General features: G+C 42.9%; 22 protein-coding genes and 1 tRNA gene. 6 read left to right on the forward strand and 17 right to left on the reverse strand.

Features of this window, described 5'->3' with window-relative positions; all coding sequences use genetic code 11:
- Nucleotides 1–268: 268 nt before the first annotated feature.
- Both AC1DU2_RS29940 and mgtE read right to left on the reverse strand, forming a co-directional pair.
- The gene (locus AC1DU2_RS29940) at nucleotides 269–766 is read right to left on the reverse strand and encodes a DUF5362 family protein (protein WP_477389192.1); all 498 of its coding nucleotides are present in this window, start codon (nucleotides 764–766) and stop codon (nucleotides 269–271) included.
- 83 nt (nucleotides 767–849) lie between these two features.
- Nucleotides 850–2,223, reverse strand: a complete 1,374-nt coding sequence (gene mgtE, locus AC1DU2_RS29945; RefSeq protein WP_477357235.1) for a magnesium transporter — start codon at nucleotides 2,221–2,223, stop codon at nucleotides 850–852.
- A gap of 231 nt (nucleotides 2,224–2,454) precedes the next feature.
- Between mgtE and ychF the strand changes: the two genes are divergently transcribed.
- Entirely contained in the window at nucleotides 2,455–3,558 is a 1,104-nt protein-coding gene (gene ychF, locus AC1DU2_RS29950) for a redox-regulated ATPase YchF (protein WP_477389194.1), read from the forward strand.
- Nucleotides 3,559–3,733: 175 nt separating this feature from the next.
- Here the strand turns inward: ychF and AC1DU2_RS29955 are convergent, their stop codons facing one another.
- The 3 genes from AC1DU2_RS29955 to AC1DU2_RS29965 all read right to left on the reverse strand — a co-directional run bounded on the left by AC1DU2_RS29955 (nucleotide 3,734) and on the right by AC1DU2_RS29965 (nucleotide 6,539).
- Nucleotides 3,734–4,492, reverse strand: a complete 759-nt coding sequence (locus AC1DU2_RS29955) for a hypothetical protein (RefSeq protein ID WP_477389196.1) — start codon at nucleotides 4,490–4,492, stop codon at nucleotides 3,734–3,736.
- A gap of 122 nt (nucleotides 4,493–4,614) precedes the next feature.
- A complete protein-coding gene (locus tag AC1DU2_RS29960) occupies nucleotides 4,615–5,865 on the reverse strand; it encodes a sensor histidine kinase (protein ID WP_477389198.1) in 1,251 nt (416 codons plus the stop codon).
- The gene (locus AC1DU2_RS29965; RefSeq protein ID WP_477389200.1) at nucleotides 5,862–6,539 is read right to left on the reverse strand and encodes a response regulator transcription factor; all 678 of its coding nucleotides are present in this window, start codon (nucleotides 6,537–6,539) and stop codon (nucleotides 5,862–5,864) included. Before AC1DU2_RS29965 ends, AC1DU2_RS29960 begins: the two co-directional genes overlap by 4 nt.
- A gap of 270 nt (nucleotides 6,540–6,809) precedes the next feature.
- Here AC1DU2_RS29965 and AC1DU2_RS29970 point away from each other — a divergent pair, with 270 nt between their 5' ends.
- Nucleotides 6,810–7,484 carry a cytochrome b/b6 domain-containing protein gene (locus AC1DU2_RS29970; RefSeq protein WP_477389202.1) on the forward strand — a complete coding sequence of 225 codons (675 nt, stop codon included), beginning with the start codon at nucleotides 6,810–6,812 and terminating at the stop codon, nucleotides 7,482–7,484.
- A 97-nt stretch (nucleotides 7,485–7,581) separates the two neighbouring features.
- On the opposite strand, the gene AC1DU2_RS29975 is transcribed toward AC1DU2_RS29970, so the two are convergent.
- The 10 genes from AC1DU2_RS29975 to AC1DU2_RS30020 all read right to left on the reverse strand — a co-directional run bounded on the left by AC1DU2_RS29975 (nucleotide 7,582) and on the right by AC1DU2_RS30020 (nucleotide 13,540).
- Nucleotides 7,582–8,271 carry a VIT1/CCC1 transporter family protein gene (locus AC1DU2_RS29975; RefSeq protein WP_477389204.1) on the reverse strand — a complete coding sequence of 230 codons (690 nt, stop codon included), beginning with the start codon at nucleotides 8,269–8,271 and terminating at the stop codon, nucleotides 7,582–7,584.
- Nucleotides 8,272–8,506: 235 nt separating this feature from the next.
- Nucleotides 8,507–8,578: transfer RNA gene (locus AC1DU2_RS29980), tRNA-Arg, on the reverse strand.
- 85 nt (nucleotides 8,579–8,663) lie between these two features.
- Nucleotides 8,664–9,392, reverse strand: coding sequence for an esterase family protein (locus AC1DU2_RS29985; RefSeq protein ID WP_477357215.1), 729 nt, complete (start codon nucleotides 9,390–9,392; stop codon nucleotides 8,664–8,666).
- A gap of 69 nt (nucleotides 9,393–9,461) precedes the next feature.
- Entirely contained in the window at nucleotides 9,462–10,052 is a 591-nt protein-coding gene (locus AC1DU2_RS29990) for a GDSL-type esterase/lipase family protein (protein ID WP_477389206.1), read from the reverse strand.
- A 98-nt stretch (nucleotides 10,053–10,150) separates the two neighbouring features.
- Entirely contained in the window at nucleotides 10,151–10,651 is a 501-nt protein-coding gene (locus AC1DU2_RS29995; protein WP_477389207.1) for a DUF3859 domain-containing protein, read from the reverse strand.
- A gap of 93 nt (nucleotides 10,652–10,744) precedes the next feature.
- Nucleotides 10,745–11,485: a hypothetical protein gene (locus AC1DU2_RS30000; protein ID WP_477357209.1), complete on the reverse strand. Its 741-nt coding sequence runs from the start codon at nucleotides 11,483–11,485 to the stop codon at nucleotides 10,745–10,747.
- 26 nt (nucleotides 11,486–11,511) lie between these two features.
- Nucleotides 11,512–11,880 carry a DUF1801 domain-containing protein gene (locus tag AC1DU2_RS30005; RefSeq protein WP_477389209.1) on the reverse strand — a complete coding sequence of 123 codons (369 nt, stop codon included), beginning with the start codon at nucleotides 11,878–11,880 and terminating at the stop codon, nucleotides 11,512–11,514.
- A 3-nt stretch (nucleotides 11,881–11,883) separates the two neighbouring features.
- Nucleotides 11,884–12,444 carry an NADAR family protein gene (locus tag AC1DU2_RS30010; protein WP_477389211.1) on the reverse strand — a complete coding sequence of 187 codons (561 nt, stop codon included), beginning with the start codon at nucleotides 12,442–12,444 and terminating at the stop codon, nucleotides 11,884–11,886.
- A 1-nt stretch (nucleotide 12,445) separates the two neighbouring features.
- Entirely contained in the window at nucleotides 12,446–12,802 is a 357-nt protein-coding gene (locus tag AC1DU2_RS30015) for a DUF1801 domain-containing protein (RefSeq protein WP_477357202.1), read from the reverse strand.
- Between the two features lie 81 nt (nucleotides 12,803–12,883).
- Complete coding sequence (locus AC1DU2_RS30020; RefSeq protein WP_477389213.1) at nucleotides 12,884–13,540, reverse strand: hypothetical protein; 657 nt, start codon at nucleotides 13,538–13,540, stop codon at nucleotides 12,884–12,886.
- A gap of 132 nt (nucleotides 13,541–13,672) precedes the next feature.
- Between AC1DU2_RS30020 and AC1DU2_RS30025 the strand changes: the two genes are divergently transcribed.
- The 3 genes from AC1DU2_RS30025 (at nucleotide 13,673) to AC1DU2_RS30035 (ending at nucleotide 16,089) form a co-directional block, all read left to right on the forward strand.
- Complete coding sequence (locus AC1DU2_RS30025) at nucleotides 13,673–14,974, forward strand: DEAD/DEAH box helicase (protein ID WP_477389215.1); 1,302 nt, start codon at nucleotides 13,673–13,675, stop codon at nucleotides 14,972–14,974.
- A gap of 15 nt (nucleotides 14,975–14,989) precedes the next feature.
- On the forward strand, nucleotides 14,990–15,256 hold the full coding sequence (locus AC1DU2_RS30030; protein ID WP_477357196.1) for a DUF1456 family protein: 267 nt from the start codon (nucleotides 14,990–14,992) through the stop codon (nucleotides 15,254–15,256).
- Between the two features lie 296 nt (nucleotides 15,257–15,552).
- Nucleotides 15,553–16,089 carry an AAA family ATPase gene (locus AC1DU2_RS30035; RefSeq protein WP_477389217.1) on the forward strand — a complete coding sequence of 179 codons (537 nt, stop codon included), beginning with the start codon at nucleotides 15,553–15,555 and terminating at the stop codon, nucleotides 16,087–16,089.
- 260 nt (nucleotides 16,090–16,349) lie between these two features.
- On the opposite strand, the gene lolA1 is transcribed toward AC1DU2_RS30035, so the two are convergent.
- Complete coding sequence (lolA1, locus tag AC1DU2_RS30040) at nucleotides 16,350–17,027, reverse strand: outer membrane lipoprotein periplasmic chaperone LolA1 (RefSeq protein ID WP_477389219.1); 678 nt, start codon at nucleotides 17,025–17,027, stop codon at nucleotides 16,350–16,352.
- 69 nt (nucleotides 17,028–17,096) lie between these two features.
- On the reverse strand, nucleotides 17,097–19,670 hold the full coding sequence (locus AC1DU2_RS30045; RefSeq protein WP_477389221.1) for an FtsK/SpoIIIE family DNA translocase: 2,574 nt from the start codon (nucleotides 19,668–19,670) through the stop codon (nucleotides 17,097–17,099).
- Nucleotides 19,671–20,022: 352 nt separating this feature from the next.
- Here AC1DU2_RS30045 and AC1DU2_RS30050 point away from each other — a divergent pair, with 352 nt between their 5' ends.
- Complete coding sequence (locus AC1DU2_RS30050; RefSeq protein WP_477389223.1) at nucleotides 20,023–20,670, forward strand: ankyrin repeat domain-containing protein; 648 nt, start codon at nucleotides 20,023–20,025, stop codon at nucleotides 20,668–20,670.
- Nucleotides 20,671–20,966: the final 296 nt, after the last annotated feature.

The raw sequence follows: 20,966 nt of genomic DNA on the forward strand, positions 1-20,966 counted from the left end.
ATTGACAACTCTAACCGGATGGGATTGCGGGATTAGCTCCTCCAGGGTTGGCGGAATAGCTAATATTTGCTGCTGATCATAGTGTTTGAAAACAGGTTGTCTGATTGCCATATCTCATATATCTATACTTTAAATATATGAAAATCAGATTGTTAAAACAAATAAAACCATAGATAACTAATTGATTTTATAGCAATAAACCATTAATAATAAAAAAGAGGCTGATCATGATTTATGATACAGCCTCTTTTATTTTAATAACACATCGTTACATTCCTGCAGACATGTCTTTTGCCATAGTTGCGGCAAATACTACAAAGCATACTATTGCTAATATGTAAACGCAAATGAAAACTATGGTTACAATTCCCCATAGCTTAAAAAAAGATTTTAGCTTACCCAGGCCGGCTGTTATGTGGGCTGTATCCTTAAAGTTTACACCTGCCTTTATTTTTACCGCAAACTGGTAAATATAAAGCGCGAAGAAAAAGTAAAGCAGATCAATTAGCAGGTAAAAAATAGTAACGCCGCCGCCAAAACCTGCCATTATTTTCAGGCCGGGATTGTAGGGCATCGTTTCGGCCATTTTTGAAAAAATAGTACCTATTGATAAGGCTAACAAAGCAAATAAGCCGCAAAAAATAAAGCCCAGGATACCTAAAAAGGTGGCCCACTTACCTGCCGACAGTAAATAGCTTTGTGCTTCGGCGGTTAAAATGATTTCGGTTGAACCTGGAGGGGTGATGTAGGTTTCGTCAGTTTCCATTATTAGTGTTTAAGTTTAAGTGTTTATATGGTACTAAAGATATATAAATAATTAAGCAAACAATAATTTGGAATGTATGGAAACTACAGCAAAGTACCCTTCATAAACAATAACGCTATTGAAAAATAAATGATAAGCCCGGTAACATCAACAAGGGTGGCTACAAACGGGGCTGAAGATGTAGCCGGGTCGGCCCCTAATTTTTTCAGGATGAGTGGCAGCATTGATCCTGCTAATGATCCCCATAAAACCACACCTACCAAAGCGCAGCCTACTGTTAACCCAACCAGCATCCAATACGGGCCGTAAAGGTGCGGCCAAACCATAGCAAAGGCAAAAATACGGAAGAAACCAATGATGCCTAAAGTAGCTCCCAGCATAAGGCCCGAGAGCAGCTCGCGGCGCATTACACGCCACCAGTCTGTTACAGTTACCTCGCCAAGGGCCATTGCCTGTATAATTAAGGTAGAGGCCTGCGAGCCGCCATTACCACCGCTTGATATAATGAGCGGGATAAACAATGCCAGCACTACAGCTTTTTCTATCGACTTTTCAAAAAAGCCCATGGCGGTAGCGGTTAACATTTCGCCTAAAAATAAAATAATGAGCCAGCCTACGCGTTTTTTTACCAGCTTAAAAAGGTTAATATCCAGGTAAGGCTCGTCCAGGGCTTCTGTACCACCAATTTTTTGAATGTCTTCGGTATATTCTTCATTGGCTATCCAAAGGATATCGTCAACGGTAACAATCCCTAATAAAATATTTTCTTTATCAACTACCGGGAGGGCGGTGCGGTTATTCATTCTAAAAACGTTGATAGCTTCTTCCTGCGGGTCGCTGGCGCTCAGGGCTATCAGGCGGCCATCCATCAGGTCAGATACCTTTGTTTCGGGTTTTACCAACAGTATTTCGCGAATCCGGATATCGTCAAGCAGGATGCCATTTTCGTCAATTACATAAATTACATCAATGGTTTCGGAGTTTTTACCGTACCGGCGGATGTGCGAGAGTACCCTTGTTACATCCCAGTTTTTTTTAACGGCAATGTAATCAGGTGTCATCAAACGGCCAACGCTATCTTCTTCATAACCTAAAAGCGACAATGCCTCTTTCCTGTTTTCTGGTGATAAATGCAGGATCAGTTTTTTAACCGCGTCGCCATGCAATTCGGCAAAAAGGGCAGTACGGTCATCCGGGGGTAGTTCGTTAACCAATTCGGCAACTCTTGGGCCCGATAGTTTTTTAATAATGCGCTCCTGCGTAGGGAAATCCAGGATACGGAATACGTTAACTGCGCGGTTAAGCGAAAGTATCTCGATAAATAAAGGGCCGTGTTCAGGAAGTTCATCAATCAGTTCTTCAACATCCGATATATTGAGGTTATTCAAATATTCCTGTAATTGGGTATTGTTGTCCTGCTCCAGTAACAATTCTATTTGCTCAACCATCTCTTCCATATAAATGCCCTCGTTTTTTACATCGTATTATTAATGTGATCCTGTTTTTTAACGACGGCAAAAGTCGTTTATTTTTTCAAATAATCCGGCAAAAAATTCTGTTATCTTTGCGGTTTTTAAAGTGAGTGGTTGATTGAGTGAATGGTTGATTAGGTTAGTTAAAACCTGTCCGCTCATTCCTGTTTTTTAACTTAATCAACCATTCACTCAATCAACTTAATCAACTTAAAAATGGGTTTACAATGTGGGATAGTAGGTTTGCCAAATGTGGGTAAATCAACACTTTTTAATTGCTTATCAAATGCCAAGGCGCAGGCGGCTAACTTTCCGTTTTGCACCATCGAGCCAAACGTGGGCGTAATTACTGTGCCGGATGAGCGCTTAACAAAGCTTACTGAAATAGTTCAGCCCAAAAACATAGTGCCAAACGTTATCGAGATTGTAGATATTGCCGGCCTGGTAAAAGGCGCGAGCAAAGGTGAGGGGCTTGGTAACCAGTTTTTGGCCAACATTCGCGCTACTAACGCTATCATCCACGTATTGCGTTGCTTTGATAATGATAACGTGATCCATGTTGACGGATCGGTTGACCCAATTCGCGATAAAGAGATCATCGATACCGAATTGCAGCTAAAGGATTTAGACTCAATTGAGAAAAAGATTCAGAAAGTTGAAAAAATGGCCAAAACCGGTGGCGACAAAGAGGCTAAAAAAACCTTTGATGTTTTAACCGTTTATAAAAACCATTTACTGCAAGGTAAATCGGCCCGTACTGCACCGGTTGCCGAAGAAGATAAAGAATATATTGCCGACATCTGGCTGCTTACCGCTAAACCGGTAATGTACGTTTGTAATGTTGACGAAGGATCTGTAAGTACAGGTAATGCTTACGTTGAACAGGTGAAAGCCGCCGTAGCTGAGGAGAAAGCCGAAGTGCTGATCATATCGGCACAAATTGAAGCAGAGATAGCAGAGCTGGAATCATACGAAGAGCGCCAGATGTTTTTAAACGATTTGGGCCTGACAGAATCAGGCGTTAATAAGCTGATAAAAGCTGCTTACCGTTTGTTAAACCTGGCCACCTATTTTACAGCTGGTGTACAGGAAGTACGCGCCTGGACAATTACCCAGGGCTTTACAGCACCGCAGGCAGCCGGCGTTATCCATACCGATTTTGAAAAAGGCTTTATCCGCGCCGAGGTTATTAAATACGACGATTTTGTGAAATTTAACGGTGTTGAAACTACCATAAAAGATAACGGTAAATTGGGCGTTGAGGGTAAAACTTACATTGTGCAGGATGGCGATATTATGCACTTTAGGTTCAATGTTTAACTGAACCGGTAGATATTAAACAGCGTAGAGCAGGAAATTAAAGGCGTTATCAAAGTAATTAATACGTCGTTCCGCCCGGCCTGCAACAAAAAAGGGAGTGCTTTTCGATGCATTCCCTTTTTTATGTGCTGAATTTACGCATCTGATATGGTTGAATAGTCTCGTAGCTAGGCTATTAAAACCTCCTGCCTATAATGATTTTAACAATCGCTTTATCTGTATTTGAAGTAAATCCATAGCCTATGCCGCCGTTAACTTCCCATTTGGGGTCGAAGTTAAGGTCGGTTGCTACAAATAGTTGGTGGTCCTGTTGTTTAAATGGATCATAATGAAAAAATGGCCCGGTACTTCCGTAATATTCTAATCCAAGGGCAACTACTTTAGTTACATCGTAACTACCTTTTACATTGGGCGAGAAAGTAAAGCCGCGGTTAACATCGGGGCCGGCGAAGCTTTTTTCTAATGTTGGATTGACAGAAATATATAATTTGTTCCATTTTTTATCCACAATAGGCCTTATTTCCAGCGTGCTTGTATTGGCAGAGAATGCACTTTTTTGAAAACCAAATTCGGTGGAGATACTTACGCCCACAGGCCAGTTCCAGCTTTGCGGGGCTGCTACCCTTGGCCGGATGTGCGAGCCCACATAGGCAGTCCGCCCGCCATCACCTATCGAATTGAAAAAATAAAAGCCTGTTTCAAACCAGGGAGTCCAGCCATGGGTTATCTCGATAGTTTCATGTACAGCATGGTTGGTAGGTAATTCGCCATTAGCAGCTGCATTACGTCCGCTAATGGTATAATTACTATGGAGTTCTACCATGGTATTGCCTTTTTCTACCGTTTCTGAACCATATACCTGGATCTCGTAATTATCCTGCGCTTTAAGTTGCAGGGTGATAAAGGCGAAGGCCAGCAAGCATAAATATTTCATTGAGTTAGTACTTTTATAACGTATGCAAGCTGCATACACAATAAAACTATGGCTACAATCTGAAGCAAAACTGTAGTTAACGGCTAAATGTTAATTGTATCACTAAGGTGACAAAATAGGCTCTAAAACGTAATTACAAAAGCGTGTAAACCTGTTTGGTGATGATAATGGATGGTGTAGCCATAATGTTGGCAAATGTTTTTTACCAGCGTTAATCCCAGGCCGGTGCCCTGCGATTCTTTACCTTTTTGAAAGCGCTCAAAAATCAGGTCGGTGTTTAGCTGATTGACGCCCCCGCTGTTTTTTATGGATAACGAATGCGCTGTTAATTGCATAATAACTACGCCGCCGATAATGTTGTGCCTGATGGCATTGCTGAACAGGTTGTTTAACAAAATATCAACCAGGTATTTACTGGCCAATATTTGTTTAGGTTGAAGTTGATGCTGAAACGAAAGGTTTTTACTTTGCATCAATTCCTGGAATTGCTGCATCTTTTCGGCCAGCATAATGTCAAGCTCAATGGGTTCTTCCTCGGTTATGAGTTTGTTTTCTAACTTGGCAAGTAACAATAAAGAGTGGTTAAGCCTGCTTGATTTATTAATGGAACTATAAATATCTGTTATCTGAGCCAATTGATCTGCACCTAAAGTCTCGTCCTGTATCAGTGTATCCAGTTTGGTTGTTACTACTGCCAGCGGTGTCATCATTTCATGCGATGCATTCTCTGTAAACTGTTTCAGTTTCAGGTAATCGTGTGTTACCCTTAATGACATTTCCCTGATGGCTTCGTTTAGCTCGGTAAATTCGTCTACCTCGCTTGGTTTGCCGGTAAATTGGTCAACATCGGCAATATTGAATTGCTTTATTTCCGTTAGTGTTAACCGGAACGGTTTCCAGAGACCGTTAAGCAGGTATTTATTGGTAATAAACAGCACAAACAACAAGCCGGCCAGTAGGGTGAGGGTAATAATGGTAATAACCTCGATAAGATATTTTTGCCCGGCCCTGGAAATGGCGATAACTACTTTGTAATTGTTGTTTTTTACTTTAACCAGGTCTTCTACCGCGCGGCCGGCTTCGGCCCGTTGTTCTTTGGGGTTAAAATAAGTGGTATCAAAAAAACGTTTTTGCAACTGCTGCAGGTTTGTTTTTACAAATACAGCATGGTCCCGGTCTAGGTCGTATAGCTGCGGGTTTTGGTCATTACTCCTGGCATATTCTTCGGCCTCGGTTAGCTGTTGCTGAAGGCCGCGATCTAGCTGTTGCTGCGCTATATAGTTAATGGCAAAATAATAAATAACCGCCCCAAATAGTAAAACAGTCAGGGTGATATATACGCTTGTCCGGGTGTAATGCTCAGATAGTTTCATGAGCTGATAAATTTGTAGCCAAGGCCGTATATAGATGTAAGATAGTCTTTGCCGCCTGCATCCAACAGTTTCCTGCGCAGGTTTTTGATATGCGTGTAAATAAAATCGAAATTATCGTGCATATCCATCTCATCTCCCCAAAGGTGCTCGGCAATAGCATTTTTAGATATTACCTTACCCTTATTGGCAATAAAATAAAGAAGCATCTCATATTCCTTACGCGTAAGTATGATGGGCGTATCATTTACTTCAACAGTTCTGCCCGGTATATCAATAGATATTTCGTTAAATATCAGTTTGTTGCTGGTGTTTAATGCTTTGYGGCGGTACACGGCCATTAAACGCGCCTTTAACTCGGCAAGGTGAAATGGCTTGGTCAGGTAGTCGTCGGCACCAAGGTTTAGCCCCTTCAGCTTATCATCTAACGAGTTGCGGGCCGAAATGATCAGCACTGCTTCGTTCTTATGGTGGGTTCGTAAAAATTCAAGCACATCAAATCCCTGGCCGTCGGGCAAACCTATGTCCAATAGCACGCAATCGTAGTCATAGTCGGCCAATTTTTGTAGCGCTACAGTCAATCCACCACAGCTTTCGCATATATTGCCGTCAACATTCAGGTAGCTTGTGATGTTTTCACGTAAGCTGTGCTCGTCTTCTATTACCAGGATTTTCAATGCGGTTTTTTGATCAAAGATAAAATGCGAAGTTGAAGATAAACTGAAGTAGGCGTGTCTTTTGGATATCTTGATGTGCTAACTACAGATTTGCTTCATATTCTTGTGGTAATTTACAAAAAAATATGCCTCAAAACGCCAGTATACCATTATCGCCCAAAAGGATAAACGCTCCTTTGTAACAATCCGGAAGGTGAGCGGGAGCAAATTGGTTTGATAAATGGAATTGTTTATCTTTTGGGCAAAACAGGCAGCTAAAATAAAATCAACATGGCAGTTATCGAACCAATTCGTGAAGATGTTACCCATCCGGGACATATTAAAAAATATTCGGCACCCCTTCGCCTTTGGCATTGGGTTAATACTATTGTCATCAGTGGTTCGCTGCTTACCGTATTAATCAATGCAACCATTACCGATAGAAGGCCGGTTACAGCCCTGGTTAAAGATGAGCTGAAGCACGCGGGTGCCGTAGTAACCAACGACCAGGCCGGCTCAGTTGCCCACGCGCTTGGCGATAGCGTATGGAGTGTTCATACCTATTTTGGATATGCATTGGCTGCCTTACTATTATTCAGATTGGTACTGGAGTTTTTTCAGTTAGCCGATCAAAAATTCATCGGTAAAATAAAAGGCGCATACCGGCAGTTTCAAACTACCAAAAAGGAAAGAGAACTTGCTAAGCATGAACTTGCTGTAAAAAGTATTTACGCGGTGTTTTATTTGCTGCTTATTATTATGGCTGTAACCGGTTTATTCCTGGCGTTTGAAGATCTGTTGGCACCATTCAAATCTATCAGGCATAGCGTTAAAGAGGTTCACGGTTTTTGCATGTACCTTATTATTGCTTTTATTGTTGTTCATATTGCAGGTGTTTTCCTGGCCGAGCGAAAAGATGATGGCAAAGGCATCGTTTCGGATATGATCAACGGCGGTAAATCATAGCAGGATAGTTTTAAGTTTTGAGTTCTGAGTCTTGAGTAGGAAGCCTGACGTCTGAATTGTGATTCTGGCTTAGAACTTAGAACTCAAGACTTCAGACCTATTTTCCGGTAATCAGCTTTGCCATCAGGAAAGCGGCCCCGGCGGCAAGGGCGCCAATTACTACTACTTTAAAAGCGCCGCTTAATGCCGGCTGGCCAGTCATTTTGCTTTTAAAATAGCCAAAGATGAAAAGGCATATCAAAGTAACCCCACAGGAATAATACAAAGCCTCCTGGGCACTGTCGATAATAATATATGGCGATAGGGGGATAATGCCGCCAATAATGTAGGATACACCAATGGTGATGGCGCTTTTAGTGGCGCGGTTTGCATTAGGTTCTTCAAGCCCAAGTTCATAACGCATCATAAAATCTACCCATTGCTTTTTGTCTTTGGCCAATTCATCGGCAATTTGCCGTTGCAATGGTTCAGACAGGCCGAACCCGGCAAATACTTCCATTACTTCGGCTTTTTCCTGCTCGGGTAGTTTCTCCACTTCCTCATATTCGCGTTTTAATTCCGATTGGTAATGATCTACTTCCGTGCGCCCTGCAAGGTAACCACCTAAACCCATGGCAATTGATCCGGCAACAATCTCGGCAATGCCGGCGGTTACCACAAGGGTAGATGAACTGATGGCCCCGCTTAAACCAGCCGCCAGGGCAAATGGAACGGTTAAACCATCGGACATGCCGATAACAATGTCCCTGATGGTCTCCGAGCTAGTTACATGGTGTTCATGGTGCATTTGTTCTCTTTTTTATAGCGAATATACTATTGTTAAATAACAGTAGTAAGCATGAATGGTAAGTTAGAATTATTCTTGATTTAGAACCTAAAGCTTTCGACTAACCCTGTTGATGCTTGCGGTGGATGTGGCAAAATAAACCCTAATAGCTTGTCGTTTTTGCTGTTACTGCGGAAACAACAAAGGACCGCTCTTTTTGGAACAGTCCTTTGTTTAAATATCAAATGATAATTTGTGCTCCCGACGAGATTCGAACTCATATCGATGGTACCGGAAACCATAATTCTATCCATTGAACTACGGGAGCAGAGCCGCAAATATATAAAAATGATAGTTAAAATAGTCGAAATTTGAAAGAAGATATGTGGGCTATTGCCAGGTTAGTTTCGCCGTTACAAATACAAAGACACCATTTGTTTCCAATAGCGTGGCCGGTGCGCGTAGTTATCCCAAATATATAACTGGTGTGCGATGCCTTTGCCAGCAAGCAATGCGCTAAAATCACGGTTGCTATGTACAAAAGGGTCTGTTTCGCCTACCGCCATAATGATCTCGACGTTGCGGATGGCATCTAAAATTGTGCCATCGTGCAGGTTGGCCATAAATTGCTGGGGCATATTAAAGTATATATCCTCATCGCGATAGCCATCAAACAGATCTTTAAAATCGTCTATTTGCAGGGTAAGATCAAAACGCCCGCTCATGCAAACTACTTTCTTAAAAATAGAAGGATGTTTCATTGCGATATTGATGGCATGGAACGATCCCATGCTACAACCGGCTACTTCAAAGTAATCGCCGCCATTTTGGGCTTGCATAAAGGGTAAAACCTCGGTAAGGATATACTGTTCGTACTGCAAATGGCGTGCTATGCGTGTGGCCGGATGCACCCAGTGGTTATAAAAGCTTTCGATGTCAATACTATCTACACAAAAAAGCTGGATTTCGCCATTTTCAATTTTGGTTTGCAGCGCCTCAACAATGCCCCAGTTTTCGTAGTCATAAAACCGCGCCATCCGGGTGGGGAAAAACAGCACTGCCCGGCCTGCATGCCCAAATACCAATAGCTCCATATTACGGTGTAAATTGGCGCTAAACCATTTGTGATAGGCTCTGTTCATTTGTGGTCCGGCGTTTTGCTGCGAAATTTCCAAAACAAATGTTAATCAAAATTAAATAAATGGTAATGCTTACCTGTTAATATTAGCTGTAATTACCTGTTTCCACAATTGGTAGCCAAGCGGGCTTAAATGCAGGCCGTCGCCAACAAAGTATTCTTTTTTAGGGTAACCTTTGGCGTCAATCATCTCTTTATAAATATTAATAAATCGCCAGTTGTTGGTGTTTTTAACAATTTCGGTTTCGATAAGGTTATTGGCATATTTAAATTTATCAATGATGTTCCACCGGCTAAGGCTCGGTTTTAACGAAACATAATAGCAGGGCAAATCGCCATAACGGTGCTGCACTTTGGCAACCAGTTGCTGAAAAAAAATAAAAACTTCTTCGGGATGGCGACCATCGCCAAGATCGTTATCACCGGCGTATATCACCAGCCGTTTGGGGTTGTAACTTTCCATTACCCGCTCAAAAAACCAAACACATGCAGCCAGGGTGGAGCCGCCGAAACCCAGGTTAACGGGTTTTAATTCCTTAAAATCCTCCTTAAGCCCTGTCCACATTCTTATTGACGAACTGCCGTAAAAAATAGTTTCGGGCTCATATTCCTTGTTTAAACTAACTTTTTCAAGTTGTTTAATATCTTCTTCGTACCAGTACATTAAACTATTTTAGGGTGTGCAATTAATTAATGCTTGTAAATTACTCAAATAATTTAATTACAGGTACAGCACTTGCTTCAAAATGAAAATTGCGGTGCTTAATAAAGCTCAAATTTGCGGGTATAAATCAGTTTATCGGCGTAATAGATATTCAATTGCCAGGTGCCTTTTATTACTTCAAAATCATTATCGAGTGCGTAGGTGCTCGCATCGGTTGCATTTACAGCTATATCAATGGGGTACCTTACACTTTTAAATGATTCTTTTTTCGCGGTGTCTACAATCTCTGTGGGGAAGATCCATTCAATATCTAACTTTGCAATATTGCCATGTTTTCCGGTTATTTTATATTCAACGCCAAATTGGGTTCCTTTTTTAGCCTCAATTCTGTTTGTCTTTTTACCGAATACCTGATTTGCAAAAATGGAATGATCGCCCGATGGCGAACCAGGCATCTCTTCTTTAAAAACTGTTGTTGATGTTGCCGGGCCAAAAGTTATTTCAGTAAATTTTACCCGCGGTGCAGCCTGTTGGGCATTAACCGTTAAGAAACCTAAAACCCAAATAAATGAAAGCGCAAATGTTGTGATTTTGATCATGATGTAAGGTGGTATATTAAGGCTAATATAATATTTTCATGTAGCGCGTATATTAACTAAACAAATTAATAAACCACGAAGCGATGCCGGTGGCTACTTTAAATTAGGAAAAGGCATCCGGTACGAGACCGAAAATTTTTGGCCGTTAACTAAAACAGCCTGGTTTTCTTTTAAGGACGACTTTAGTTTGATGAAAGCCGAAAAGTATTTTTTATCCAGGTAAACGCTATATAAATCGTCGGCTCGTTTTATGGTTGTTTTGTTCTTAAGATCGGGCCATGCGACTTGCCAGGCCAGCGGTTTTTCGGGAGAGTCCTGGTAGTTGGTCAGCATTACTTCAATGCTATCCGGCAGCCATTCGGTTGCCCTGCCGTGCTGGTATTTTACAAGGTTATCGTAAACGGTAGTAAAACAAGCGGGCGCTTTATCCCGGTTGGCTCCCCAGCGTAAATTGCCCGAAATGCTAATTGTTTTCACGGAATCGAGGTTTAGGTACAATTCGGCAGTCGGTTGATCTGTAGCTCCGGAAACATTGGTGTACTTGGGCAATCTTTTCAAACTATCTGTGATGCCCAGGTCATCAATTGTTTGTAGCAGGTCCTCGTGGCTCAGGTTAACCCGGTAGTATTCAGCTTTGTCGTACATTATCTTTTTGTAAATCACCTGGCCGTTTTCGTAAATGGCAATGGTGGGCGCATCAGAGCTTAAAACCATCTGCCATGGATTAGTTTCTGTTAGTACCACTAACGGTCGTCCATATCCTGTTTTGTGCCGTGGTTTGCAGGAGATAGTTATAATGCAGCCTATTAAAAGGAGTGATAAGGTTTTCTTCATGATGTTTAAGTAACATTATAACTTATTTACCTGATCTTTATTACCCCCGTTTTATACAGATCGATAGCCAGCTTCAAAATTTCTTCAATAGTTTCAAGCGGCAAATCCTCATCAGCATCAAAAAGCATAATTTTCATGCGTGCCCGTTTTTCGATGATTAGCCCCGGATGATCAAAACGTTTGCCTTCAACAATGCCGATATAAGGTTGCAGCAATTTTTTATGCACCCACAGGTAGCAAAACATTTTGCCTTTATAGCAAAAAAATGGCATCCCATATTTCCAGGCGGTGGTGATGTCGGCATCCTGTTTCAGTATGATTTGGCGCAGGGCCAAAAGGCAGCTTTTTACCGGTTCGGTTTGTTGAAGGTAGAAATTATCAAGTGGGGTAGGCATACACTAATACTTAACGCCTTTTAAAATATCTCTTACTTCCATTAATGCAAAACCCAATAAGTTTGGTCCGCGCCAGCAATAAATATTATTCACATCTTCGTCATCCTGCGCCAGCCCAATACCCCAAATGGTATCAACAGGGCTGGCTTCTACCAATACCCTGTCGCCGGTATTTATCAAATATTCGGCAAATTTGGGGTGCTGGTTAAACTTGTGGATATTACCGGTAACAACAATTTCAAATCTCTTGCCGGCCCAGATAATTTCGTCGAATCCCAAAACCTGCCGCCCCAATTCCTTTACCTCGCCGGGGCTGTTGGCGGCAATTATTCTTTCGCCGATTTTTGGATTGCCAAACAACATGGCTTTGTTGGCCATCATCCAGTGTTCGGCAGTTTTGTAGGTAATGCCATCAACAGTAAAAGGCAATTCAAACCATTGGCTAAAACACGATTTATCAATTTCGGCCCGTTTGGTCCTGTGGCCCCAAAAGAACAGGTACTTAATATCGTCGCCGTTTTCAAATTTATCGGTGAGCCATTGCAGGCTATAGTTTTGTTCCATCTTATAAATCCCTTTTTACCAATTCAATTGCCATATCCAATACCTGTTTAATGGTATTTACAGGCAGCACTTTCCCTGCATCCAATATCATTATTTTTATCCGCGAGCGGTTTTCGAAAGTAAGGCCGGGGTGTTCCATCAGTTTGCCTTCACTGAAACCAATAAAGGGCTGTTGTAGTTTTTTATGCGTCCAGATATAGCAAAACATTTTGCCTTTGTATAAAAAGAAAGGCATATTAAATTTCCAGGCGCTGGTAATGTCTTTATCGTGTTGCAGGATGATATCCCTTAAGGCAATGAAGCTGCTTTTTAGTGGTTCGTCCTGCTCAAGATAAAATTGATCTAATGGCAATAGCATATCCTATCTTTTTTAAAGAGTCCTTTGTCGCGATTTAGCGTATGTAATTTACAGGTGATTGAGTAAACATAAATCTGTTGTTTATGCTTTGCCAGGCATCAATAACGATACAAGGAACATTATACTGCAAATTGCCAATATAAAGTATATGAATTTTCCAATGTCGTTAAAAGTACGTTCTTCCTTTAGCAAAAGGTTCCGGAATGGGGCGGATAATATAAGCGTTAAACAAAGTAATACCATAAAACCGGGCGCCAACCGCATGCCCATGAAAATATCCTGAGACTTGTTTTGTGCAACAACGCGGTAAAACTCCGGGGTTAACAGCGCATTCCAAATTATTACGATAATAATTGCTGCGGGCACTTTCATGGCAAAACCACCTTGCGATTGCAGGCTGGTTATTGTTGTATCAAGGTCAATTGGCAAAGGTTTTTTATTACCTGTAAAGCCTGTCTGCGCTATCTGGCTTATGGTTTCGCGTACGTTGCCCGAAGGTCTAAAAACAACCGGCGTTTTATAATGAGGTACGGTATGATTAATAACCAGGCCGTTTGTAGTAAAACCACGATTATACGGCTCAATTGATACTACATCAACAGGTCTGAAATGCAGGGTACATAATGGCAGGTTTAAACTGAGCTGATTTTCGGTAACAGTTAACGTAGCTAAAGGCCAGGTTGCACTCAGCAGTGCATATCTTGCACCGCCGGTTTGTGTAAATTGATAAGTGTTCATTTGTTAGCGCTATGATTGACGCGTACCATAAAGCTAAATTTTTATTTTGAATTTCGAAATTATTGAACTATTTATCTCGGTTTTACCTTTCACAACCGGGAGACGGGGCTTTTACCTTATCTTTGCCGCACAATGATAAAGCAAGCGCTCGAAAACCTTAAAATAACAGCCCTGAACCAGATGCAGGAGGCAGCCATCAACGCGGCAAAAAAAAGCGATGTGATCCTGCTATCGCCAACCGGCTCTGGTAAAACGCTTGGATTTTTATTGCCTTTGCTGGGTTTGCTGGATGCCAATATCCCCACCGTGCAGGCATTGATTATGGTACCATCGCGCGAACTGGCCTTGCAGATTGAACAGGTTTTCCGTACAATCGGCAGCGGCTTTAAAGTTAACTGCTGCTACGGTGGCCACCCGGTTAAAATTGAGCGCAACAATCTTTCGCAGCCGCCGGCCGTGCTTATAGGTACGCCGGGCCGCATAGCGCATCATTTACGTCGTCACAGTTTTAGTACCGATACGATACATACCCTGGTATTGGATGAGTTTGATAAAGCGTTGGAATTTGGTTTCCAGGAGGATATGGCTTTTATCATTAAGCAAATGCCCAACATCAAAAAGCGGATGCTGACATCGGCCACCAAAATGGACGAAATTCCTTCATTTACCGGCATGGTGAGGCCGATTGAATTGGATTACCTGACCAATGCCACCAATAAACCCGATATTAAACAAAAAGCTGTAATAGCCGAAGCCGCCGATAAACTGGATGCCTTATTCGCTTTGATTTGCAAAATAGGCGACCAGGCCACACTGGTTTTCTGCAACCATCGCGAAGCTGTTGAACGCATCAGCGATTTGTTATATGACAGGGGGCTACCACACGATATTTTTCACGGCGGTATGGAGCAGGACGACAGGGAACGGGCCCTGCTAAAATTCAGGAACGGCAGCCATCGTTTATTAATCACTACCGACCTGGCATCGCGCGGGCTGGATATACCCGAAATTGAGCATGTGGTACATTATCAGCTGCCTCATAACGAAGAAGCTTATCTGCACCGCAACGGCCGCACGGCCCGTATGCATGCCAAAGGCACATCGTACCTGCTATTGGCGCCCGATGAAAAGCCATCCTATTTAAAAGAGATGCCCGAGGTGGAGGAACTGCCCGAACATCCTGTGGTACCCAAGCCATCGCCCTGGGCAACGCTTTATGTGGCTGCCGGTAAAAAAGACAAGGTAAATAAAATAGATATTGTTGGTTTGCTGCTAAAAAAAGGCGGGCTGGATAAAGAGGATGTAGGCCTGATAGAAGTACTGGATTACACCTCATACGCGGCCGTGAAGCGCAACAAGATAGAAAAGGTTGTACAGCAGATTAAGGGCGAAAAGATTAAAAACAAGAAGATTAAAATAGATATTTCCATATAATTTAATACCAATAGCATGAGCAATAATGATATCATGAAAAAGCTGCGGGTAGCTATGAAGTTTACCGACGATGATATTGTAAAAGTATTGGAGCTGGCCAACTTCCGGATTACCAAAACCGAACTGGGCGCCATTTTCCGTGCCGATGATCACCCCAACTTTAAGCCCTGCGGCGACCAGATCCTGCGCAATTTTCTGAATGGCCTTATCATCTACAAACGCGGCCCTATGCCCGATAAGCGCGCACCTAAAACTGAAGAGAAGAAAGAGGAAAATAAATAATTTCACCATTGGCTGTGAAGACACCAAGGCTAATAAGTTAAGGGTTTTCAACCCCGTAGGGGTATAACATTTGTAGAGAAAATAGAAAAATAATGCTCCGTGCCGTAGGTACGGAACTTAGGTAGCGTACCTACGGCACGCAAAAATGTTAATTACAAGTGCTACAAATGTTTTGCTCCGATGGAGCAGCCTGTCAATTCCTTAACTTAATAGAATTAGTGTCCTTACAGCCAACCATCTTGTTATAACGGAATCGGCTGTGAGTACACAGCCGATCGGGTAAAGGTTGTATTGTAATGCAGATTAATATTTTTGGAGCATCCGGCTCCGGCTCAACCACTTTGGGGAAAGCCCTGGGGCAGGCGCTTGGTTATCCCGCATTTGATGGCGATGAATACTTTTGGATGCCATCTGAAACCCCGTTCACCGCTAAGCGAAAACCGGAAGAACGCAATGCCATGCTTAACCTGGATACAGCCCCTCACAAAAATTGGATACTAAGCGGTTCGGTAGTCAGCTGGAACAATAACTGGGATTTCGACCTCTCGGTATTTTTGTATATCCCAAACGCAGTAAGAATGGACAGGCTCAAAAAACGTGAGTTTGAACGTTACGGCGATAAGATATATACCGATCCGGAACGCGTCATCCTCTACCATGAATTTTTAGATTGGGCGAAGGGCTACGATGATAACACCACCAATGGCCGTACCTTGCAAGTACACCAAAACTGGATGAAAAGCCTTAAAAAGCCCTTGTTGCTTATTGAAGGAGATACTACAGTAGATGAGCGGGTAGGGACTGTATTGCGGAAGCTGGAAGAGTTGAAATGACTTTTTATGGCGCTATAAATTTGACTGTGTGTCGGGGAACTTCAAAAAGTAGAGGAATGTGCGATTCCTTCCTTGGGGAAGGAGGAGGTAGGGGTTAAATCAGGCGTTCGGGCCAGCGTTTTGTAGTCAGGCGGCTAAACCGATCCCCCTGGAGGAGACTTTTTTAACCCATCTATACTTCGGAATACCCTTAAACAAAAAGAGCGATGATCCTAAAATCACCGCTCTTTTTGTCTCAAATCTGATATCTCAAAAGTAATCTACCTCAAGTCCACCACTTCAACACCGGGGTGTGCTTTGGTGTCCCAGCCAAAGGTGCTGTCGGCAATGGGAGCATTGGGGGTAAAGCTTTTTACAACATAGTTGTATTTGTTGCCGTTTTTATCGAATAAAAGGGCACTGTAAATCTGTTTTTTAGCTTTATCAACCAATAGACGTACTTTAAAAATGCTTGCCTTTTCGTTTTCGGGTGTCAGGTCTATAGCCTGGTATGCTTTGCCGGCAATTTTTTGTTCGCCTGTGTACAGGTATTTGTAGCCTTTTTCATAGATGGTAAAAATCTGCGAAGGATTGCTTAAACCATCACCACCTTTGGCGGCATCGCCTACCTGTACCTCTTTATCTTTTTTAAGGTAAGTCCACTGGCTTTTGCCATCGCTGATGATCTCTTTATCCACATCCTTTGCCGATGCGGAGCTGTACAAAGTAACCTTGTATTTTCCGGCTTTGGCTTTGGATATCAGTGTACCGGTCTGCGTTTCTTTTACGCCGGCCTGCTGGTTATCAAGGGTGAAAGAAAAATCGGCTTTAATAAGATCGTATGATTTGTATTTTGCGCTTACCTGGTTTAAAATCGCTTTAGCCTGGGCATCTTTCTGGGCAAAAGCATTGGTGCAGATGGTTAGCGCTAACAGGGTGTATAAGATTGTTTTTTTCATGTTTGTTTTATCATCAACAACTATTCATGTTAATAGTTATTGGTTTAGAGCATATTTATTGTATTTGGTTTAATCTTTGGCTTTTTGCAGGGTTTCCAGGTAGCGTTCAAGGCTATATTCGTCGGGGTAAAGTACATCACGGGCTTTGCTGCCTTCAAAGGCGCCAACAATGCCGGCGGCCTCCAACTGGTCGATGATCCGGCCGGCGCGGTTGTAGCCCAGTTTCATTTTACGCTGAATGAGCGATGTTGACCCTTGCTGGTGCAATACAATCAAACGTGCCGCTTCTTCAAACATCGGGTCGCGGTCATCCGGATCATACTCTTTAGGGCTGCTGGTTTCGCCTTCGCCAACGTACTCAGGCAGTAACATGGCGGTAGGGTAGCCCTTCTGGTTGCCTATAAAATCAGATATGGCCTCAACTTCTGGTGTATCCACAAACGCGCATTGTAAGCGGATGAGGTCACTACCGGTTGAAAATAACATATCCCCGCGGCCAATCAACTGGTCGGCACCACCCGCATCCAAAATGGTACGCGAATCTATTTTAGATAGCACCCTGAATGCCAGCCTGGACGGGAAGTTGGCCTTAATAGTACCCGTAATGATATTTACCGATGGCCGTTGCGTTGCAATAACCAGGTGTATCCCCACGGCGCGGGCCAGCTGGGCAATACGGGCTATGGGTACTTCTACCTCTTTACCGGCGGTCATCATCAAATCGGCAAACTCATCAATTACCAGTACGATGAATGGCAGGTAGCGGTGTTTTTCGGGGTTGCTTATTTTACGGTTAACGTATTTGGCGTTATATTCTTTCAGGTTACGTACCTGCGCATCCTTCAGCAAATCATAACGCTGGTCCATCTCGATACAAAGCGAGTTAAGGGTATTTACCACCTTTTTGGTATCGGTAATAATGGCGTCGGCTTCATCAGGCAGCTTGGCCAAAAAGTGCCTTTCTATCTTACGGAAAAGTGTAAGCTCCACCTTCTTAGGGTCAACCAATACAAATTTCAGCTCAGCGGGGTGTTTTTTGAACAGTAAAGAAACCAATATGGCATTTATACCAACCGATTTACCCTGGCCGGTAGCACCCGCAACCAGCAAGTGGGGCATTTTGGCCAAATCGGCTATAAAAACCTCGTTTGATATGGTTTTACCCAAAGCAATAGGCAAATCCATCGTGGTGTTCTGAAACTTCTCGGTCATCAGGATCGACCGCATCGACACCATTTCGGGGTGCTGGTTAGGCACCTCGATACCAATAGTTCCCTTACCCGGCATAGGCGCGATGATACGGATACCCAATGCAGCTAAACTCAGGGCGATATCATCTTCCAGGTTTTTGATTTTGGAAATGCGGACGCCCGGGGCAGGTATAATTTCGTATAGGGTAACCGTTGGGCCAATGGTGGCTTTTATTTTGTCAATCTCGATATTATAATGGTTCAGCGTTTCAACAATTTTGTTTTTGTTGGCTTCCAGCTCTTCGGCATTAACCGAAATTTTGTTTGAACCATGGTTTTCCAGCAAATCCAGGTGCGGGAATTTGTAGGTGGCAAGGTCAAGGCGATGGTCATAAATGCCAAACTGGTTTACCAGTTCCTGGGCTTTTAAATCGTCGGCTTTTTCAACATTCAATTCAGGCAAAGGGCGATTAACGTCAATAGTCAGTGGTATTTCGGTTTCGTCGTCGGGTTCGGCTTTTGTCGGAATGGTAGGTGTTAAAACAATGGGTTCATGATAAATCGGTGTTTGCTCTAACGGCTGCTGTTTTATAGGCTCGGGTTTAACAACATTAACCGGGCTTAGGGGGATATCTTTTACACGGTTGCCGCGGGGCCATTCAACAGGCAGGTCAATTTCGTCGTCAATCAGCTCAACAGGCTCGGGCGATACTTCTTCAACAGCTATGGGGGTAACCTTTTTTTCTTTGCGGGATGGTATTTTAAAATCGATGTTATAGGCTATCACCATCACAGTAAGCGCTGCAAATACAAGCAGGCCGCCGGTGCCTGCGGGGCCTATCTGGGCATCAAGCAGCCGGTTGCTCCAGTAACCGAAGCCGCCCTCTAAAAAATGAGGGTAATCTATAATAAACGCGTGAAAATAGCCTATTGCTGTTGAGATGAATACAATGCTGAAGATAGAGTAAGCGATTGTTTTAGCCAGCGAAAAAAGCCTCACCTTGAATAACAGGCGATAACCCAACACAAAAAATACAAACACAAACAGGAACGATGCTACCCCAAACCACTCATAAATAAACTGGTTGCTCAGCAGCGCCCCAAATTTACCCAGCCAGTTTTGTGCAATGTGCGGCGTACCGGTGTCGGAAATTTCTTGTACGGTTTTGCCGGTGGCCAGGTTATGCCAGCCGCCATTGGTTGATGAAATATAACTTTGGTCTTCCTGCCAGGTAAACAGGTAGGAGGTAAAGGCGATCAGGAAATAAATGGCCAATAAAAGCGAAAATAGGCCCGCTATTTTTACGCCACGCCCATTTTCCATATCAAAGCGGGGCATTTTAGGGAGCAGTTTTTTTGCTTCCTTCTCTTTTTCGGCCTTGCCGCCTGTTTGGCGTGGCTGATTATCGTCCTTAAAACTATTTGATTTAAACTGATTTGCTTTTACCGGCATCCTGATGTAACATCCTTTAACTGCAAACTTACATAAAATTTCACCTATGTAAACTTTGCAAAAACAACATATAAATTTTTATCTATTGCCAAGTCAAAAGCGTTTAATCGCGGGTCTTTAGCCCAAGGTCGTTGGTTCCAAGTCAAAAATGACTATCAAACATATGGCCTGCGACTAAGTACTGATGACTTAACATTACCCTCATCAACCACCCAAAAAATACTAAGTGTTGAAATATAAAGTTAGCAGATTAAACAAATATTTAGGCGTATTTTTATTTTTTTAGTATAATTGAAAGAACACCGCGCTTTACGTTTAACGCGCAGGTTTGGCCTTTATTTATGTACAGATAATGAGTATAGAACAGGTTGAAGAGTACATTGCTACTGCCGATTTAACCGGACTGGCACAGCTGCTTGCCCAAAATCCGAAGCTGGCTACAACATTAACCAGTCAGCGGGTTTCGCCGCTGATGTTGTCATGCTATTACAAAAAGCCCGGCGTAACCGAGTTGTTGTTAAAATACGCCGGCGAGCTTACCATGTTTGAGGCCGCCGCTGCCGGTAAACTGGATTTGATAGCCAACCTTGTTTATGATAAGCCCAACTCGCTTGATGATTATGCCGACGATGGCTTTACCGCCCTTGGGCTGGCCTGCTACTTTGGCCACTATGATGTGGCCCGCTACCTGGTGCTAAAAGGGGCCGATGTTAACCGCCCTTCAAACAACGGGTTTCATGTGTATCCTTTACATTCGGCTTGTGCGGGCAACTATACCCAGATAGCCAGGATGCTGATAGAAAACGGCGCCCTTATCAACATAAAACAACAGGCAGGGGCCACACCGCTGCACTCGGCTGCTCAAAACGGTAACACCGAGCTGCTGATACTGTTACTTGAAAACGGCGCCGAGATTAATACCCGCATGGAAGGTGGTAAACTCCCCGCAGATTTGGCCAGGGAAAAGGGTTTTGATGAGATAGCGGAGATATTGGAATAGGGGAGGAGGTAGAGTCAAGAATCAAGATGGAGGGGGTTGGATGAGATAATATTAAACATATGTCATTGCAAGTGACCACCAGCGAATGCTGTAAAAAACAGTAATGATATGAACCTCCAAGAGGCCGTCATTGCCTTTAGATTAGCTTTAACAAAATAGTATAGGTTATTATTATTGTTGAAGCTTTCTTTTTGCTTCTTTTTCTTTGTTAATAACCTTGATTTTTGTGGATAAAGTTAACAACGGTAAGGGTGCATTATCGTCATTGCCAGGCTTGAAGGCCTATGCCTCGATTG

It is taken from the genome of Mucilaginibacter sp. P4_C11, from assembly GCF_056402115.1.

Coding starts and splice junctions, on each gene's coding strand:
- AC1DU2_RS29940 (WP_477389192.1), bottom strand. CDS start 766: ATGGAAACTGACGAAACCTACATCACCCCTCCAGGTTCAACCGAAATC.
- mgtE (WP_477357235.1), bottom strand. CDS start 2,223: ATGGAAGAGATGGTTGAGCAAATAGAATTGTTACTGGAGCAGGACAAC.
- ychF (WP_477389194.1), top strand. CDS start 2,455: ATGGGTTTACAATGTGGGATAGTAGGTTTGCCAAATGTGGGTAAATCA.
- AC1DU2_RS29955 (WP_477389196.1), bottom strand. CDS start 4,492: ATGAAATATTTATGCTTGCTGGCCTTCGCCTTTATCACCCTGCAACTT.
- AC1DU2_RS29960 (WP_477389198.1), bottom strand. CDS start 5,865: ATGAAACTATCTGAGCATTACACCCGGACAAGCGTATATATCACCCTG.
- AC1DU2_RS29970 (WP_477389202.1), top strand. CDS start 6,810: ATGGCAGTTATCGAACCAATTCGTGAAGATGTTACCCATCCGGGACAT.
- AC1DU2_RS29975 (WP_477389204.1), bottom strand. CDS start 8,271: ATGCACCATGAACACCATGTAACTAGCTCGGAGACCATCAGGGACATT.
- AC1DU2_RS29985 (WP_477357215.1), bottom strand. CDS start 9,392: ATGAACAGAGCCTATCACAAATGGTTTAGCGCCAATTTACACCGTAAT.
- AC1DU2_RS29990 (WP_477389206.1), bottom strand. CDS start 10,052: ATGTACTGGTACGAAGAAGATATTAAACAACTTGAAAAAGTTAGTTTA.
- AC1DU2_RS29995 (WP_477389207.1), bottom strand. CDS start 10,651: ATGATCAAAATCACAACATTTGCGCTTTCATTTATTTGGGTTTTAGGT.
- AC1DU2_RS30000 (WP_477357209.1), bottom strand. CDS start 11,485: ATGAAGAAAACCTTATCACTCCTTTTAATAGGCTGCATTATAACTATC.
- AC1DU2_RS30005 (WP_477389209.1), bottom strand. CDS start 11,880: ATGCCTACCCCACTTGATAATTTCTACCTTCAACAAACCGAACCGGTA.
- AC1DU2_RS30010 (WP_477389211.1), bottom strand. CDS start 12,444: ATGGAACAAAACTATAGCCTGCAATGGCTCACCGATAAATTTGAAAAC.
- AC1DU2_RS30015 (WP_477357202.1), bottom strand. CDS start 12,802: ATGCTATTGCCATTAGATCAATTTTATCTTGAGCAGGACGAACCACTA.
- AC1DU2_RS30020 (WP_477389213.1), bottom strand. CDS start 13,540: ATGAACACTTATCAATTTACACAAACCGGCGGTGCAAGATATGCACTG.
- AC1DU2_RS30025 (WP_477389215.1), top strand. CDS start 13,673: ATGATAAAGCAAGCGCTCGAAAACCTTAAAATAACAGCCCTGAACCAG.
- AC1DU2_RS30030 (WP_477357196.1), top strand. CDS start 14,990: ATGAGCAATAATGATATCATGAAAAAGCTGCGGGTAGCTATGAAGTTT.
- AC1DU2_RS30035 (WP_477389217.1), top strand. CDS start 15,553: ATGCAGATTAATATTTTTGGAGCATCCGGCTCCGGCTCAACCACTTTG.
- lolA1 (WP_477389219.1), bottom strand. CDS start 17,027: ATGAAAAAAACAATCTTATACACCCTGTTAGCGCTAACCATCTGCACC.
- AC1DU2_RS30045 (WP_477389221.1), bottom strand. CDS start 19,670: ATGCCGGTAAAAGCAAATCAGTTTAAATCAAATAGTTTTAAGGACGAT.
- AC1DU2_RS30050 (WP_477389223.1), top strand. CDS start 20,023: ATGAGTATAGAACAGGTTGAAGAGTACATTGCTACTGCCGATTTAACC.